This is a genomic window from Helicobacter pylori, from assembly GCF_014496965.1.
GTDB lineage: Bacteria > Campylobacterota > Campylobacteria > Campylobacterales > Helicobacteraceae > Helicobacter > Helicobacter pylori_CZ.
In genome coordinates this window covers 39,441-54,681 of sequence record NZ_JACTCR010000001.1, presented here as the reverse complement: position 1 = coordinate 54,681, position 15,241 = coordinate 39,441, and the positions used below count along the sequence as shown (strand labels likewise).

Genomic DNA, 15,241 nt, shown 5'->3' with positions numbered 1-15,241 from the left:
AAATGCAGTTTTTACATGCGCATCTTTTAAGTGTGGTGATCTTTTTCCCCATGCTGAGCGCGCTATTAGCGTTCTTTATGAGCGATCAAGCGAGTAGGGCGTATGCGATTGTCATCGCTTTGATTGAATTGTTATTGGTCTTGTTGTTGTGGCATGGGTTTGATATTCAAACAGCGGGCATGCAGTTTGAAGAAATGAAGGAATTGATCTATCAAATTGGCGTGAATTACCATGTGGGCGTTGATGGCATCGCGCTCTTTTTGCTGCTCTTAAACGCTATCGTGGTGTTATTATGCGTGATTTATGTCAAAGAGCATCGTAAAGACTTTGCGATCTGTCTTTTATTGTTAGAGGGGATTTTGATGGGCGTGTTTTCTTCTCTTAATGTGATCTTTTTCTACGCTTTTTGGGAAATCTCGCTCTTGCCGGTCTTATGCCTCATCGGTCGTTTTGGCCGTAATAACAAAATCTATTCTGGCATGAAGTTTTTCCTCTACACCTTTTTAGCGTCGTTGTGCATGCTTTTAGGCATTTTATACATCGGGTATGACTACGCCAATAATTACGGCATGATGAGTTTTGATGTTTTAGACTGGTATCAGTTGAATTTTTCTAGCGGGGTTAAAACCTGGCTCTTTGTGGCTTTCTTAATAGGGATTGCGGTTAAAATCCCGCTCTTTCCCTTACACACATGGTTGCCTTATGCGTATTCTAACGCCCCCACTCTAGGCTCTGTCATGCTTTCAGCCTTGCTTTCTAAAATGGGGACTTACGCCTTATTGCGCTTCTTGCTCCCGCTTTTTCCTGAGCTTTCAGAGGTTTATTTGACCCCCATAGCCATTGTGGCGCTGTGCATGATCATTTATGGAGGTTTTCTAGCCTACGCTCAAAAAGATTTAAAAACCCTCATCGCTTATAGCTCGTTCTCGCACATGGGAGTCGTGGTGCTTGGGGTTTTTTCTTTCAATGTTGAGGGGATTTCAGGGGCGGTGTTTATGATGTTTGCGCATGGTATTATCGTCATGGGATTATTTTTACTCGCTGGTATCTTGGAAGAACGCGCCAGCAGTTTAGAAATCGCTCGCTTTGGATCCATCGCTAAAAGCGCTCCTGTTTTTGCCGCCTTTTTTATGATCGTTTTAATGGCGAATGTGGGCATGCCTTTAAGCATTGGTTTTGTGGGAGAGTTTTTAAGCTTGTTAGGGTTTTTTGCCACTTACCCTCTTTTGGCTATCATTGCCGGGACAAGCATCATTCTCTCAGCGGTTTACATGCTCACTTCATATAAAGATGTCTTCTTTGGCAATTTGAAAACCGGGAACAACCAAATCAGCGTGTTTGAAGATTTAAACGCTCGTGAGGTAGGGGTTTTAAGCGTGATTTTAGCTTTGATTTTGATTTTAGGGATTTATCCTAAAATGCTTTTAAAACCGATTGAGCAAGGCTCTAAGCAGCTTTTAGAGGTGATAGAAATCCGCTCGCTCCCTTTTTTAGGTTCATTGGACACTAAGATAAAAGAGGTCTCTTATGTTAATAGATAGTCTCCACATCTCTTTTGATAGCTTTAGTTTTGAGAGCATTTTACCCATGCTGGTGTTGGTGTGTGGGGGGATTTTCACGCTCTTAATCAACGCTTTCACTTCCAGGTTTTCACGCAATTTGAATGTGTTTTTATGCATGCTCTTTTTGGTTTTGGATTTTTTGGTGGTTTTAGGGTTAGAAGAGCAAGAAAACGCTTTTTTTGGGTTTTTAAGCTTGGATACCCTCTCGCTCATCTCTCAAAGCATTGTCTTGATTTCAGCTTTTTTTCTCATTTTCTTAGCCCTTTCAAAAGAACGCTTCAACGAATTTCAAACCGCTGAATTTTATTCCCTATACTTGTTTATTGTCGCTGGCTTTCAGTTCATGGTTTCAAGCAACCATTTGTTGTTAATCCTTATTGGGTTAGAGACAGCGTCCTTGCCCCTTTGTGTGTTAATGGCGTTGAGCGATAAACGCTACGGCTTGGAAGCAGGGATCAAGTATTTCACCATGGGGGCTATGGCGAGCGCGTTTTTTGCTATGGGCGCGATGGCTTTTTACCTGCTTACAGGGAGCTTGAATCTTGAAGTCATTACCCTATACTTACACACTGAGGGCATCACAAACCCCATGCTCTTTGCGATGGGCGCTATTTTTTTGATTGGAGCGATTGGCTTTAAAGTCTCTTTAGTGCCTTTCCATACATGGATGCCTGATGTGTATGAGGGCAATAACCCGGTCTTTGCGAGCTATATTTCCATTGTGCCTAAAATCGCTGGCTTTGTGGTAGCGACTCGCCTTTTTGGGGCGTTTATAGACACTCATACCGCTTGGGTAGAAGACATTTTTTATGTTTTGATCCTTATGACTATCACCATCCCTAATTTCATTGCTTTATGGCAAGAAGATGTCAAAAGGATGCTCGCATATAGTTCTATTTCGCATTCTGGGTTCGCTTTAGCGTGCGTGTTTATCCACACTGAAGATAGCCAACAAGCGATGTTTGTCTATTGGTTCATGTTCGCCTTCACTTACATTGGGGCTTTTGGCCTTTTATGGCTTTTAAAAAGCCGGGAAAAAACATGGGATGAACGCTACGATCACCCCTATTCTAAATTCAACGGCCTTATCAAAACCCACCCCTTAGTGGCGATCTTGGGCGCTATTTTTGTTTTTGGGCTTGCAGGGATCCCGCCTTTTAGCGTGTTTTGGGGGAAATTTTTAGCCGTTGAAAGCGCGTTAGAGAGCAATCACATTCTTTTAGCGGTGGTGATGTTAGTTAATAGCGCGGTGGCTGCGTTTTATTATTTCCGTTGGCTCGTGGCGATGTTTTTCAATAAGCCCTTACAAAGCTACGCTCAAAACGATATTTACACCCAAAACGCCACCATGCCCATTTATGCGGTCATTATTGCCATGGCGTTAGCGTGCTTGTTCTCTGTGTTTATGATGCGAGGGCTTTTAGAGTTTGTGGCTTAAGTCAAAATTCTTTCTTTTAATGGGCGTGGGTTTGCTCTCCCATTCACTCAACGCTTTAAGCCTCACGCTCACGCAAGGCAAAGAAGAAGGAGAAGACTTTTCGGTTCTAACCTTACGAAACAATAAGTCGTTTTCTTGCTCTTACATTAATGAAAAACCGCCGAGCGGGATTGAAGCGTCTTTATCTATTATACACGCTAAACGCCCCATAGAATGCGTGATAGATTCCATCCCTAAAGAGGGCTTTACCCCTTTAGAAAACGCTTTTTTCAATATCACCTATTCCATGCGCCAACAACAATTCATTTTACACATCAAACCCAAAGTGATGCGAAGGCTCACCCTTTTTTCTTTTGATAGGGATTATAAAAAAGCGATTCCCCTTTTTGTGGAAAACGACGCTAAAGCTAAAATGTGGCAAATCATAGGCTATGATCAAAAAATCCCTTTTTTGAGCGAAAAAGACAACGCTCAAAAAGGCTTGAATTTCCCCATTATCATTAAAGACGCTCAAACCCCTATCATTCAAGAACTGGATGTGAATAACAAACCCCTACTCACCACAAAGGGCTATGATTTAAACGCCTATTTAGAAGCTAAAAAACAAATGGATTCGCAAGCCTATTTTGACGCCTTACGCACGATCAGCCGCGCGTTTAAAAATTACCCTCAAACGATTTTTAAAAAAGACTTGTATTTATTGGAAATTATTGCATTAGGTAAATTAGGCATTAAAAAATCCTTACTCATAGATATTGGCACCCAATGGATTAAAAATTACCCGACTGATCCCAATATCCCTGAAGCGTTATACTATGTCGCCAAAGCTTTAGATGAAAACAATAATTACAAACAAGCCGTGCGCTATTACAAACGAATCCTTTTAGAATACAAAAACTCCCGCTACGCCCCCTTAGCCCAAATGCATTTAGCCATTGAAGCGGCTGAAGCTTCTGATTTGAGCAGCGCTAGCATGCTTTTCAAAGAAGCTTTTTCTAACGCCAAAGACAAAGAGAGCGCGAGTGAAATCGCGCTTAATTGGGCTGAAGCAGAGATAAACTATCAAAACTTTAATAACGCTAAATACCTCATTGATAAGGTGGTTCAATCCAACCCTGATTATCTTTCTATGCATAGCGAATCAGCCCTAGAATTGCTCAAGTTATTGAAAAAAAACCAGATGAATGAAAGCGCGATTGAAATCGCTCAATTGCTCCTCAATCAAGATGATGATGTGAAAGCTAAAGAGCAAGCGCTCTATGATTTAGGGGCGTTGTATGCAAGGATCAAGGACTTTAAAAACGCCCACCTTTATAATTTGCGATATTTGCAAGACCATGCGGAATTGGAGCGGGCTTCTGTCGTTAGAACGCGCGATGAAAAAGCCCTTTTTTCAATGGAGGGGAACACGCAAGAAAAAATCGCCCACTACGATAAAATCATTCAAAATTTCCCTAATTCTAATGAAGCCCAAAAGGCTTTAGAGTTGAAAGCCCAACTCTTGTTTGACAATAAGCGCTATGCTGAAGTTTTAGGCATGCAAAAAAATTTGCCCAAAGATTCTCCCTTGATCCAAAAAACGCTCAATATCCTTGCTAAAACCCCATTAGAAAACAATCGTTGCGAAGAAGCTTTAAAATACTTATCCCAAATCACCGCCTTTGAATTTAACCCCAAAGAAGAAATCCAAGCCTTTGATTGCTTGTATTTCGCATCGCTCAAAGAAAAAGCGCAAATTATTGCCCTAAACGCTTTAAAAACAGCTAAAACCCCTAGCGAGAAATTAATATGGCTTTATCGTTTGGGGCGCAATTACTACCGCTTAGGGGATTTTAAAAATTCCACTCTGGCCTCTAAAGACGCCTTGATCCTCGCTCAAAGTTTAAATAAAAAAGAGTTTTATGACATTGCTTTTGTGTTATTTTCAGATTACATGCAAAACAATGAAAGAGAATTGGCGCTCAATTTGTATGCGTTTTTAGAAAAGCATTTCAAAGACGATAAACGCATGGCGTTGGTTTATTTTAAATTGCTAGAAAATGAAAAAGACCCTAAAAGCGTCAAAATTTATGCCACAAGCTTGCTCAAACTCCAAGACGCTTATAAGGATTATTCTTACACGCCCTTTAGCGAATTCGCCCTTATTGACGCTTACAGAACCACCAAAGACTATTTAAAAGCGTTAGAAACGCTAGACAAACTTTTAAACCGCAGGCTTTCTTTAGAAGATCACCAAAAAGCCTTATACTTGCAATCCAGCTTATTGGATTTAACCAATCAAAAAGCAAAATCCAAAGCCAGTTTAGAAAAATGCGTTCAATTAAAACAAAAAGATCAAACAAACGCATGGCAAAATTTATGCGAACAGGGTTTAAATTTATTCAAAAACAAGGAGTCATGAATGGACATTAGCATTTTTAGAGAATACGATATTAGAGGCATTTACCCCACCACTTTAGATGAAAATACGGCTTTTAGTATCGGCGTGGAGTTGGGGAAAATCATGCGAGAATACGATAAAAGCGTGTTTGTAGGGCATGACGCAAGGGTGCATGGGCGTTTTTTGTTTGAAGCTTTGAGCGCGGGGCTGCAATCAAGCGGCTTGAAAGTGTATGATTTAGGGCTAATCCCCACATCGGTAGCGTATTTTGCGGCCTTTAATGAAATCAATGGCATTCAATGCCCTAATTCCATCATGATCACTGGCTCTCACAACCCCAAAGAATACAACGGCTTTAAAATCACGCTCAATCAAAATCCGTTTTATGGCAAGGACATTCAGGCTTTAAAAGACACGCTTTTAAACGCTAAACATGAAAAAAAACCCCTAAAAGAAACGCCAAAGAAAGTCAATGCCCTAGAAGCGTATCATCACTATTTGATCAAGGATTTTAAGCATTTAAAAAATCTTAAATATAAAATCGCCTTAGATTTTGGCAATGGCGTGGGGGCGTTAGGATTAGAGCCGATTTTAAAGGCTTTAAACATTGATTTTAGCAGCCTTTATAGCGATCCTAATGGGGATTTTCCTAACCACCACCCAGACCCTAGCGAAGCGAAAAACTTAAAAGATTTAGAAAAACACATGCGAGAAAACGCTATTTTGATAGGCTTTGCTTTTGATGGCGATGCGGATAGGATTGCGATGCTAAGCTCTCATCATATCTATGCGGGCGATGAATTAGCGATTTTATTCGCTAAACGCTTGCATGCTCAAGGCATCACCCCCTTTGTGATCGGCGAAGTCAAATGCTCTCAAGTGATGTATAACACGATTAATACTTTTGGTAAGACGCTCATGTATAAAACCGGGCATAGCAATTTAAAAATCAAGCTCAAAGAAACCAACGCGCATTTTGCGGCTGAAATGAGCGGGCATATCTTTTTTAAAGAACGCTATTTTGGCTATGATGACGCCCTTTACGCATGTTTAAGGGCTTTGGAGTTATTGCTTGAACAAAGTCCAAGCGATTTGGAAAACACCATTAAAAACCTCCCCTATTCCTACACCACGCCTGAAGAAAAAATCGCCGTGAGTGAAGAAGAAAAATTTGAAATCATTCATAACCTACAAGAAGCGCTTAAAAACCCACCAAGCCATTTCCCCACAATCAAAGAAATCATCAGCATTGATGGCGTGAGAGTGGTTTTTGAACATGGTTTTGGGCTTATTCGCGCAAGCAACACCACCCCGTATTTAGTCAGCCGCTTTGAAGGCAAGGATGAAACAACAGCGTTAGAATATAAAAGGGCGTTGCTTGGGTTATTAGAAAAACTTTAAAATAGAGCTTGGGATAATCTCATTTCATATCCCTTGCTCTTAAAAATATTAGATCAATTAAACAAGTCGCTTTAAAACCACACATAAAATCATAAGATCTCAAATTTTTTTGCACTATTTAAGCTAAGCCTATTATAATGAAAAGTTTTAAATCAATCGTAAAGGATTTTTATGAATACAAATAATCATAACAATGAGAAAAAGAATACTATTACTTGTAGGATGAAAATCGCTCATAATAGTCTTCCGGAAACAGATATGAAAGCCCACATGGAACCGAAGTAGTGCGAACTAGCTAACATAAGATCTGAAATGCTTGTAGAAAAGGAAAAACAACTTGAAGAAAGAGGTATTCAACTTGAAATAAAAGAAAAAAGCGAGGCGCAACAACAAGAATCTTTTGAAAGAGAAAAGGAACTTATGGAAGAAGAATTTCAAGTTCAAAGAGAACTTCTAGAAATCTATTATGGTTACCCAACACAAAAAAATAAACCTGGAATTAAATATGATGACACAATAGACATAGAACCCGAAGACGAAAAGGACTGAGTAATCAATAGTTCTGCAGTTCTGCGATTTTAAGCCGCTACCAACCATGCTGCAAGATTTGAGATGCTTTTATATTGGTTTGTTAGGCTTATGGCGGTATTTTCTACGCTAACGCTATAACGCGCATCATATAATAAAGATAATTTTTAGTCTTTTGATGCAACAAAGCCTAAAAGCCTTTAAGAAATCATTCCTCCTACAAACCCCTTAATTTTTTCTAGCATGGCGTCTTCATTGTTTAAATTTTCTTCTATGATTTTGACTAACGCTGATCCGCAAATCACGCCATCAGCGCCCATTTCTTTAGCGTTTTTGATGTGTTCTTTTTTAGAAATGCCAAAGCCCAGTAAGGCTGGGGTAGGGCTAAAGGTTTTTAGGGTTTTAATAATAGCGCTCGCGTCATTTTCTAAAGTATGGCTCGCCCCTGTAACCCCACTCCTGGCTAAAGTGTAGATATAGCCTTGCGAATGCGTAGCGGTTTGTTCTAAATCCTTACTGCTCGCATTAGGGCTGGCGATAAAGATTTGTTTGATTTGGTGTTTTTGAGCGGATTTGATGACCAATTCTTTTTCTATTAGGGGCATGTCCGCTATTAAAACGCTATCCACGCCGCATTCTTTGATTTGAGCGTAAAAATTATCCACGCCATAAGAAAAAATGAGATTCGCATACGCTAAAAGCCCTATGGGAATATCATGGTTGTAGCCTCTAATCTTTTTTAAAAGCTGGAAATTTTTAGCCATGCTAGCGTGTTTTAACGCCCTTAAATGGCTCGCTTGTATGGTGGTGCCATCCGCTACAGGATCAGAAAAAGCAAGACCCAATTCCAAAGCGCTCACCCCGCTAATAATTAAGGTTTTAACGATTTCAAAACTCAATTCATAATTGGGATCGCCCAAGGTTACAAACGGGATAAACGCCATTTTTTTGTGTTTTTTTAAGGTTTCAAACATGTTTTGATACCTCATTTTAAACCTCCTTTTAAAGCGTTATAAACGGTGCTTAAATCCTTATCCCCCCGACCGCTTAAATTCACTACGATAATGCTTTCTTCTTCGCATTTTTGAGCGAGCTTTAGGGTATACGCTAAGGCATGCGAACTCTCTAATGCTGGGATAATGCCTTCTTTTTGGCACAACAACCTGAAGGCTTCTAGCGCTTCAATATCGCTTGCACTTTCATAAACCGCACGCCCACTCTCTTTTAAATAGCTGTGTTCTGGCCCTACCCCTGGATAATCAAGCCCGGCGCTAATGCTATGGCTTTCTGCAATCTGGCCTTCATCATCTTGTAAAAGATAGGTTTTATTCCCATGCAAAATCCCCACACGCCCCTTATTCAAAGTCGCCCCATGCTTATTGGTTTCTAGCCCTAAACCGGCTGGCTCTACGCCTATGAGTTTGACCTCTTGATCGTTTAAAAACGCGCTGAATATCCCTATGGCGTTAGACCCCCCTCCAACGCATGCGATCACATAATCAGGCAAGCGGTTTTCTTTTTCTAAAATTTGGCTTTTAACCTCATCGCCTATCATTTTTTGAAAGGTTTTAACCATTGTGGGGTAAGGGTGCGGCCCGGCGGCTGTGCCTAGTAAATAATGCGTGTCCTTGTAACTGCTCGCCCAATCCCTTAAGGCCTCATTCACAGCGTCTTTAAGCGTTGCACTCCCTGAATGAACCTCTCTGACTTCAGCGCCTAATAAGCGCATTCTAAAAACATTCATTTCCTGGCGCTTGATGTCTTTTCCCCCCATAAAAATCACGCATTTTAAGTTCAATAATGCGCAAGCGATAGCCGTTGCAACGCCATGCTGCCCAGCGCCTGTTTCAGCAATAATCCTTGTTTTTCCCATTTTTTTCGCTAAAAGGGCTTGCCCTAAGGCTTGATTAGTCTTGTGCGCCCCGCCATGGATTAAATCCTCTCGTTTTAAATAAAGCTTGACTTTAGGGTTAGAAACGATATTTTGACACAAGGTTAAGGGGCTAGGACGGCCCACAAAATCCTTTAAAAGACGAAAATATTCTTTTTGGAATTTTTCATCTTTCAAACACACATCAAACGCCTGTTCTAATTCTCTTAATGCAGGCACTAACAACTCTGAAACAAAACTCCCTCCAAACTCCCCAAAATACGCTTTTTGATTCATTTTAATACTCTCTTAAAATTCGGGCTAATCGCTTGATTTTATCCTTATTTTTAATCCCAGGGCTTATTTCCAAACCTGAATTGAAATCCAAACCCAACGCTTTAACTTTCAAGGCGTTTTGAATATTATCCAAATTAAGCCCACCAGCTAGCATGAAAGGCGTTTTGACATTTTCTAAAATTTCCCAATCAAAACTCACGCCATTGCCTCCCATTTTATCCCCCTTAGTGTCGTATAAGATTAGAGAGGCTTCTTGAATTTTAGGCGCTAAATCTTTAGAATCCGCCACGCTTATTACTTGCCAGATCGCGCAAGTTTTAGGGAGCGATTTTTTCAATTGAGCGATTTTTTTAGGCGAATAGCCATAAAGCTGCACCGCTTTTAAATCAAGCTTTTTAACGATTTTTTGAATTTTTTTAACGCTATCTTTCACAAACACGCCCACAAAATCCAGTTTTTTAACCGCTTTTGTGATCTTTAAGGCTTCTTTAGGCTTGATGTATCGGGGCGAAGATTTTTCAAAAATCAAACCCCCATAAATGAAATGGTTTTTATAAACGGCTTTGGCGTCTTTGATTCTTGTAAGCCCGCACACTTTATTTTCGCCTAGGATCAATTTAATACACGCTTTTTTCAAATCCTTTTCTTTCATTAGAGAGCTGCCCACTAAAAAGCCATTCACATAAGGGGCTAGGGCTTTGATTTGCGCATGCGAATAAATACCGGACTCACTGATAATGAGCGCGTCTTTAGGCAAAAGGGGGCGTAATTCCAGCGTGTGAAAAATATCGGTTTTTAAGGTGTGTAAATCCCTGTTATTGATGCCTATAATGTCGTATTGGAGTTTGAGTAAGCGTTTGATTTCTTGCTTGTTGGAAACTTCAGTTAAAACGCTCATGTTTAAGGATTTAGCGAGGTTGAAAAGCTCTAAATAGTTTTTATCATCTAACACGCTTAGCATTAAAAGCGCCGCATCAGCTCCCATCATTCTAGCGAGTTTGATTTGAAAAGCGTCAATGATAAAATCTTTACACAAAATGGGCTTGGTGGAATGCTGCGAAACGATCTTAATGTTTTCATAAGAGCCTAAAAAATATTTAGCATCGGCTAAAACTGAAACGCAAGAGGCAAATTTTTCATAAGTTTTCGTTATTTTCAACAAGTCAAAATCTTTTCTGATCAAACCTTTAGAGGGCGATGCTTTTTTACACTCTAAAATAAAGCTTGTCTTTTTTTCCAGTAACGCTTTTTTAAAATCCCTATCGCTTGGGGTTATGTTTGCGGGCAAGGTGTGATTTTTTTTGAGCATAGAGACTTCTAGGAGCTTGTCTTTAAGGATGTTTTCTAACACGCTAGGCATGGCTTAACCTTATGATTTTTTGTAAATGCGCATAAGGTGCTTTGGTTTTTAAATGCTCTAAAGTCATGCCCACGCCCTCTTTTAAATCTTTAGCCCTATGGCTTAAATACAACAAGCTCGCCACATTCGCCGCAACCACCATCGTGTGCGAATCTTTGCCTTTATTTTCTAAAATATCTAAACATGCTTGAGCGCTTTCTTTGGCGTTTTCAATCTGTAATTCTTTCAAATCATAGGGGGGTAAATCAAAATCTTTAGCGCTCAAATCATACTCTAAAATTTCGTTATTTTTCAATTCACACGCATGCGTAATGTCATGCAACACGATTTCATCTGTCCCCCCTCCATTAACCACCATCGCCCTTTTAACGCCTAAAGCCTTCAACGCTAGCGCCATGGTCTTACACAAGGATTTGTCATACACGCCTAAAAGCTGGATTTTTGGCCTTAAGGGGTTGATTAAAGGCCCTAAGCAATTGAAAATCGTTTTAGTGAAAAGCTCTTTTCTTAAAGGAGCGGATTTTTTAAAACTTTGGTGGTATAAAGGCGCGAATAAAAACCCAAAATGCGATTGTTTGAAGCAATTCTCTAATTGCATGGGGTTCATTTCAATATTCACGCCCAAATTTTCCAACAAATCCGCGCTCCCGCTATGACTGGACACGCTCCTTGATCCATGTTTAGCCATGGGCAACCCCATAGAGCTGGCAATGAATGCAGCAATCGTGCTGATGTTAATCGTTCTTAACCCATCGCCCCCTGTGCCGCAATTGTCTATTAAATCCAAGCCGCTATTAAAAGGCTTAGGGGCATGCTCTAAAAGCGTGGTTGCAGCGACGCTAATCTCCTTAAAGCTCTCGCCCTTGATTTTTAAAGCGCACAAAATTGCCCCAAGTTGCGCGGGGCTTACTTTTTCATCAATAATGAGCGTGAATAACTTTTTAACTTCTTCATCGTTCAAGTCTTTTTGATGGTAAAGGGTGTTTAAAATATCTTTCATGACAACCCTCTTAAAAACCCCACGCTTTGCTCTAACAACGCCCTCCCTTGTAAAGTCATGATGCTTTCAGGGTGGAATTGATAGGCTAAAATTTTATCTTCCTCATTGACAATAGCCATAGGGATATTGTCATGCTCGGCGATCACTTCTAAATTCTTAGGCAACCCGCTTGCCATTAAAGAATGGTAACGCCCCACCACCATGCTCTCCCCTAAGCCTTTAAAAACGGCATGCTTTTTGAGTGCGATAGTCGTCGCTTTGCCATGCACGATTTCTTTACTCCTTATGATTTTAGCCCCATAGCTTTGCGCTAAGGCTTGCAAGCCTAAACAAACCCCTAAAATAGGGAATTTCTTTTTAGCCATTGCAATGATTTTTAAAAGATTGCCTGAACTATTAGGGTTACCAGGCCCGGGTGAAATGAACAATAAGGGGGTTTTTGATTCTTTTTTCATCAAATCCATAAGGTAATCAGGCTCAATATCGTTTTGATAAACGGCCACTTCATAACCCAAACACTCTAATTCATACACCAAGTTATAAGAGAAAGAATCAAAATTGTCTATAAAAAAGATTTTCATGAGATGGTTTTCCTGATCGCATCAATAAGGGCTTGCGCTTTGGCTCTTGTTTCATTCGCTTCGTTTTGTGGCACGCTGTCTAACACGATGCCAGCTCCTGCTTGGATCACCGCTCTATTGTTTTTGACAAAACATGAACGGATAGTGATGCAAGAATCCATAGAGCCCTCGCTATTTAAATACCCCACGCTCCCCCCATAAGAGCCTCTCCTTTGCTTTTCTAGTTGGTAAATGAGCTTGATCGCAGAGATTTTAGGCGCCCCGCTGAGCGTGCCGGCGTTCATAAAACTCCTGTAAGCATGCAAACTATCGCACCCTTTTTTCAATTCCCCCACAACCCTTGAGACTAAATGCATGACATTGGAATATTTATCCACCTTTAAAAGCTTGTCGCAATAGCGTTTTTTTGAAACCCTGGCCATGTCGTTTCTGGCTAAATCCACTAACATGATGTGTTCAGCCCTTTCTTTATAGTCGTGTTGCAAATCAAATTCCATTTTACTATCCAAATCGTAATCAATATTCCCTTGCTTGTCCTTACCCCTTAAACGAGTGCCAGCAATGGGATAAATTTCAGCCGTATTCATTAAGGCGTTGTATTTTAAAGCGCTCTCAGGGCTTGCCCCAAAAAGGATAAAATCGCTGTCTTTGATATAAAACATATAGGGGCTAGGGTTAGTTAGCTTTAAATAGTAATACGCGCTCAAACCCTCCAAGCACTCCATATAAAAACTGCGCGACAACACCGCTTGAAAAATCTCGCCCTTTTTGATTTCTTCTTGTAAGAATAACACTTTTTTTTCAAACTCGCTATCATCGCAACTAGCGCTAACTCCTGTGCTTTGCTTAGCTTTTTTAGGGATAAAGTCGCTTTTAATGTTTTTAGCCAATTCTTTTAAATCCTGTAACTCTTTGGCTATCTCTGTTTTAAAGCGTTCATCAAAACACGCCCCCAAGATTTCAGTGCTTTTTTCTTTATGGTCTATGATGATCAAATTTTGCGCGACATAAAAAATAAAGTCATTTGCGGTGTTGTCGTTTGCTTTTAAGTGGGGCAAATCTTCAAAAAAATTGAGCATTTCAAAAGAAAAAACGCCCGCGCTAAAGAGCGTAAAAGGGTGTTTGGGTTTTGTTTTAACGCTTTTAAAAAGCCCCCTTAAAGCGTCAAAAGGGCTAGGCTCAAAGAGCTTTAAAAACTCATCTTGGACTTTTTTATCTTTGGTATAAATTAAGATTAGGGCATTGTCTTGTATAGGCGTTTTGAAAAACGTGCTCAATGTTTGTAAAAACGCCCCGCCATTAGGCGTTAGGCTAGTGATGGTTACGATATTGTGGTTGCAAACTAGCTTCAAACAAGCCTTAGCCATTAAAAGGGATTTGGTGTGCACTTTGCTCTCAATCTCAGCGCTTTCAAAAAGCAAAGTGTGCCGTTGCTCTAACTTTTCATAAAGAGCTAGGGGGTAAGGAATATAAGGGGCTTTTTCTATGAGACTAACCATCAATTTCTTCACGCTAAAAATAAACTCGTATTCTACAAGAAATAGATAAATGAGCGCTAAATCTTATAGCCTAGTTGGTGCGAGAGCTAATCTAGCTTAAATTCAAATTGAATCCCTTAAGACTCAATTTTATGAGGAAATTAGAAATTTTAATGAGAATGCGAAAAAACCGCTTCAATCAGATTCAACTTTTGAGCGTTTTTAAGATCGCTTGCGTAATGTTTGTTGCGGTTATCTTTCTTGCGCGTGATGAGAAAGATTTTTTGTGATAAACCCCACAATCTTTTCGCTCTCTTTTTTAATGTCAATCAAACCCATGTCGTTTGAGCCATTAGGTGGGGTGATGCCTAAAAATTGTTCGTTGAAAGGCCGCCATCTGGCAATAGAGGCGGTGAGTTCGTTAGGGTAAAACCCGATAGATTGGTTGTCAAATAAAGCGTTCACATGCAAAGGGCCTGAAGCGTTCCCAATATAGACGCTTAAATTCGCGCACAATTTGGCTAAATCCACTAAACTATGACTCGTATCATAGAGGTGAGCGAAAGGGACTTCTTTAAGGAGTTCTTCTGTGGCTTTTCTCTCGCCTGGCCCGCAAATAAGAATGATCTCACAACTTAATTTTTCATGCAAGATTGCAATCAACTCAATGAAATGCGAAGCGGGCAATACGGGCGAACTGCCTCCGCTATGCATATGCACGCCAATCCACAATAGATCAATATTAGCGTTGAGTTTTGAAGCGATGATGGTTCGCTCTTTGGATTTGTCCTTAAGCTTCCATGCGATTTTTTTAAGTTGAGCGTTAGGGAGATCGTAGTCTTTACAAAACGCATGGATTAAGTCCAAATTGTATTCGTATTCGGTTTTTAAGCATAAAGAGCGGTTTTGGCGCACGCTCTTTTGATAAAACCAAGAATAGATTTTAGTCTTTGGGGCTAGGATATAAGGAATGGATTTTCTCAAACTGAAAGCGAGTCTGGCGTTTTTAAAATTAGAAAATAAAAAGATAAGAGCGTCAATGGATTTACTTTTGAGAGTAGTGCTCAAATGGTTGTCTTCTATAATGACTTCATCAATGAAAGGGAATTCTAAAGCGATTGGAGTGGTATAGCTAGGCACAACCACGCCCAAATACACTTCCTTGCCTTTTTCTAAAAAAGCATGCTTGAGAGCGATTAAAGCGGGTATGGCTAAAATAAAATCGCCTAACTTGTCGTTACGGATCACAAAAACTTTTTGAGAGTTTTCTTTATCTTTGCATTTTAAATCTTCAAACCCTACGAAATCCATGACTCCGCCTAAGAGATCAAATTTTTTGTCATGTT

11 protein-coding genes and 1 pseudogene are annotated in these 15,241 nt (G+C 40.1%); 5 read left to right on the top strand and 7 right to left on the bottom strand.

The genetic code is table 11. The features are described from left to right. The first annotated feature begins 2 nt into the window (after positions 1-2). The 5 genes and pseudogenes from H7O61_RS00345 (at position 3) to H7O61_RS08005 (ending at position 7,330) form a co-directional block, all read left to right on the top strand. Positions 3-1,541, top strand: a complete 1,539-nt coding sequence (locus H7O61_RS00345) for an NADH-quinone oxidoreductase subunit M (protein ID WP_187874790.1) — start codon at positions 3-5, stop codon at positions 1,539-1,541. Further along, positions 1,528-3,000, top strand: a complete 1,473-nt coding sequence (gene nuoN, locus H7O61_RS00340) for an NADH-quinone oxidoreductase subunit NuoN (RefSeq protein WP_097682009.1) — start codon at positions 1,528-1,530, stop codon at positions 2,998-3,000. The genes H7O61_RS00345 and nuoN overlap by 14 nt, the downstream gene beginning before the upstream one ends. Beyond that, the gene (locus H7O61_RS00335; protein WP_079358023.1) at positions 2,990-5,401 is read left to right on the top strand and encodes a DUF7494 domain-containing protein; all 2,412 of its coding nucleotides are present in this window, start codon (positions 2,990-2,992) and stop codon (positions 5,399-5,401) included. Before nuoN ends, H7O61_RS00335 begins: the two co-directional genes overlap by 11 nt. Next, entirely contained in the window at positions 5,402-6,781 is a 1,380-nt protein-coding gene (locus H7O61_RS00330; protein ID WP_187874788.1) for a phosphomannomutase/phosphoglucomutase, read from the top strand. Positions 6,782-6,952: 171 nt separating this feature from the next. Beyond that, positions 6,953-7,330 (top strand): annotated as a pseudogene (locus H7O61_RS08005) (hypothetical protein). Between the two features lie 179 nt (positions 7,331-7,509). Here H7O61_RS08005 and trpA read toward each other — a convergent pair. The 7 genes from trpA to H7O61_RS00290 all read right to left on the bottom strand — a co-directional run bounded on the left by trpA (position 7,510) and on the right by H7O61_RS00290 (position 15,206). Then, a complete protein-coding gene (trpA, locus tag H7O61_RS00320) occupies positions 7,510-8,298 on the bottom strand; it encodes a tryptophan synthase subunit alpha (protein WP_187874785.1) in 789 nt (262 codons plus the stop codon). Continuing rightward, a complete protein-coding gene (trpB, locus tag H7O61_RS00315; protein ID WP_187874783.1) occupies positions 8,295-9,476 on the bottom strand; it encodes a tryptophan synthase subunit beta in 1,182 nt (393 codons plus the stop codon). The genes trpA and trpB overlap by 4 nt, the downstream gene beginning before the upstream one ends. 1 nt (position 9,477) lies before the next feature. Then, on the bottom strand, positions 9,478-10,836 hold the full coding sequence (gene trpCF / locus H7O61_RS00310; protein WP_079340482.1) for a bifunctional indole-3-glycerol-phosphate synthase TrpC/phosphoribosylanthranilate isomerase TrpF: 1,359 nt from the start codon (positions 10,834-10,836) through the stop codon (positions 9,478-9,480). After that, positions 10,829-11,836, bottom strand: a complete 1,008-nt coding sequence (trpD, locus tag H7O61_RS00305) for an anthranilate phosphoribosyltransferase (protein ID WP_079294864.1) — start codon at positions 11,834-11,836, stop codon at positions 10,829-10,831. The genes trpCF and trpD overlap by 8 nt, the downstream gene beginning before the upstream one ends. Continuing rightward, on the bottom strand, positions 11,833-12,417 hold the full coding sequence (locus H7O61_RS00300; protein WP_000688272.1) for an aminodeoxychorismate/anthranilate synthase component II: 585 nt from the start codon (positions 12,415-12,417) through the stop codon (positions 11,833-11,835). The genes trpD and H7O61_RS00300 overlap by 4 nt, the downstream gene beginning before the upstream one ends. Continuing rightward, a complete protein-coding gene (gene trpE, locus H7O61_RS00295; RefSeq protein ID WP_187874781.1) occupies positions 12,414-13,916 on the bottom strand; it encodes an anthranilate synthase component I in 1,503 nt (500 codons plus the stop codon). Before trpE ends, H7O61_RS00300 begins: the two co-directional genes overlap by 4 nt. A gap of 231 nt (positions 13,917-14,147) precedes the next feature. Beyond that, positions 14,148-15,206, bottom strand: a complete 1,059-nt coding sequence (locus H7O61_RS00290) for a glycosyltransferase family 9 protein (protein ID WP_001930132.1) — start codon at positions 15,204-15,206, stop codon at positions 14,148-14,150. Between the last annotated feature and the right edge of the window lie 35 nt (positions 15,207-15,241).

Coding starts and splice junctions, on each gene's coding strand:
- trpB (WP_187874783.1), bottom strand. CDS start 9,476: ATGAATCAAAAAGCGTATTTTGGGGAGTTTGGAGGGAGTTTTGTTTCA.
- H7O61_RS00345 (WP_187874790.1), top strand. CDS start 3: ATGCAGTTTTTACATGCGCATCTTTTAAGTGTGGTGATCTTTTTCCCC.
- H7O61_RS00330 (WP_187874788.1), top strand. CDS start 5,402: ATGGACATTAGCATTTTTAGAGAATACGATATTAGAGGCATTTACCCC.
- trpCF (WP_079340482.1), bottom strand. CDS start 10,836: ATGCCTAGCGTGTTAGAAAACATCCTTAAAGACAAGCTCCTAGAAGTC.
- trpD (WP_079294864.1), bottom strand. CDS start 11,836: ATGAAAGATATTTTAAACACCCTTTACCATCAAAAAGACTTGAACGAT.
- H7O61_RS00300 (WP_000688272.1), bottom strand. CDS start 12,417: ATGAAAATCTTTTTTATAGACAATTTTGATTCTTTCTCTTATAACTTG.
- nuoN (WP_097682009.1), top strand. CDS start 1,528: ATGTTAATAGATAGTCTCCACATCTCTTTTGATAGCTTTAGTTTTGAG.
- trpE (WP_187874781.1), bottom strand. CDS start 13,916: ATGGTTAGTCTCATAGAAAAAGCCCCTTATATTCCTTACCCCCTAGCT.
- H7O61_RS00290 (WP_001930132.1), bottom strand. CDS start 15,206: ATGGATTTCGTAGGGTTTGAAGATTTAAAATGCAAAGATAAAGAAAAC.
- trpA (WP_187874785.1), bottom strand. CDS start 8,298: ATGAGGTATCAAAACATGTTTGAAACCTTAAAAAAACACAAAAAAATG.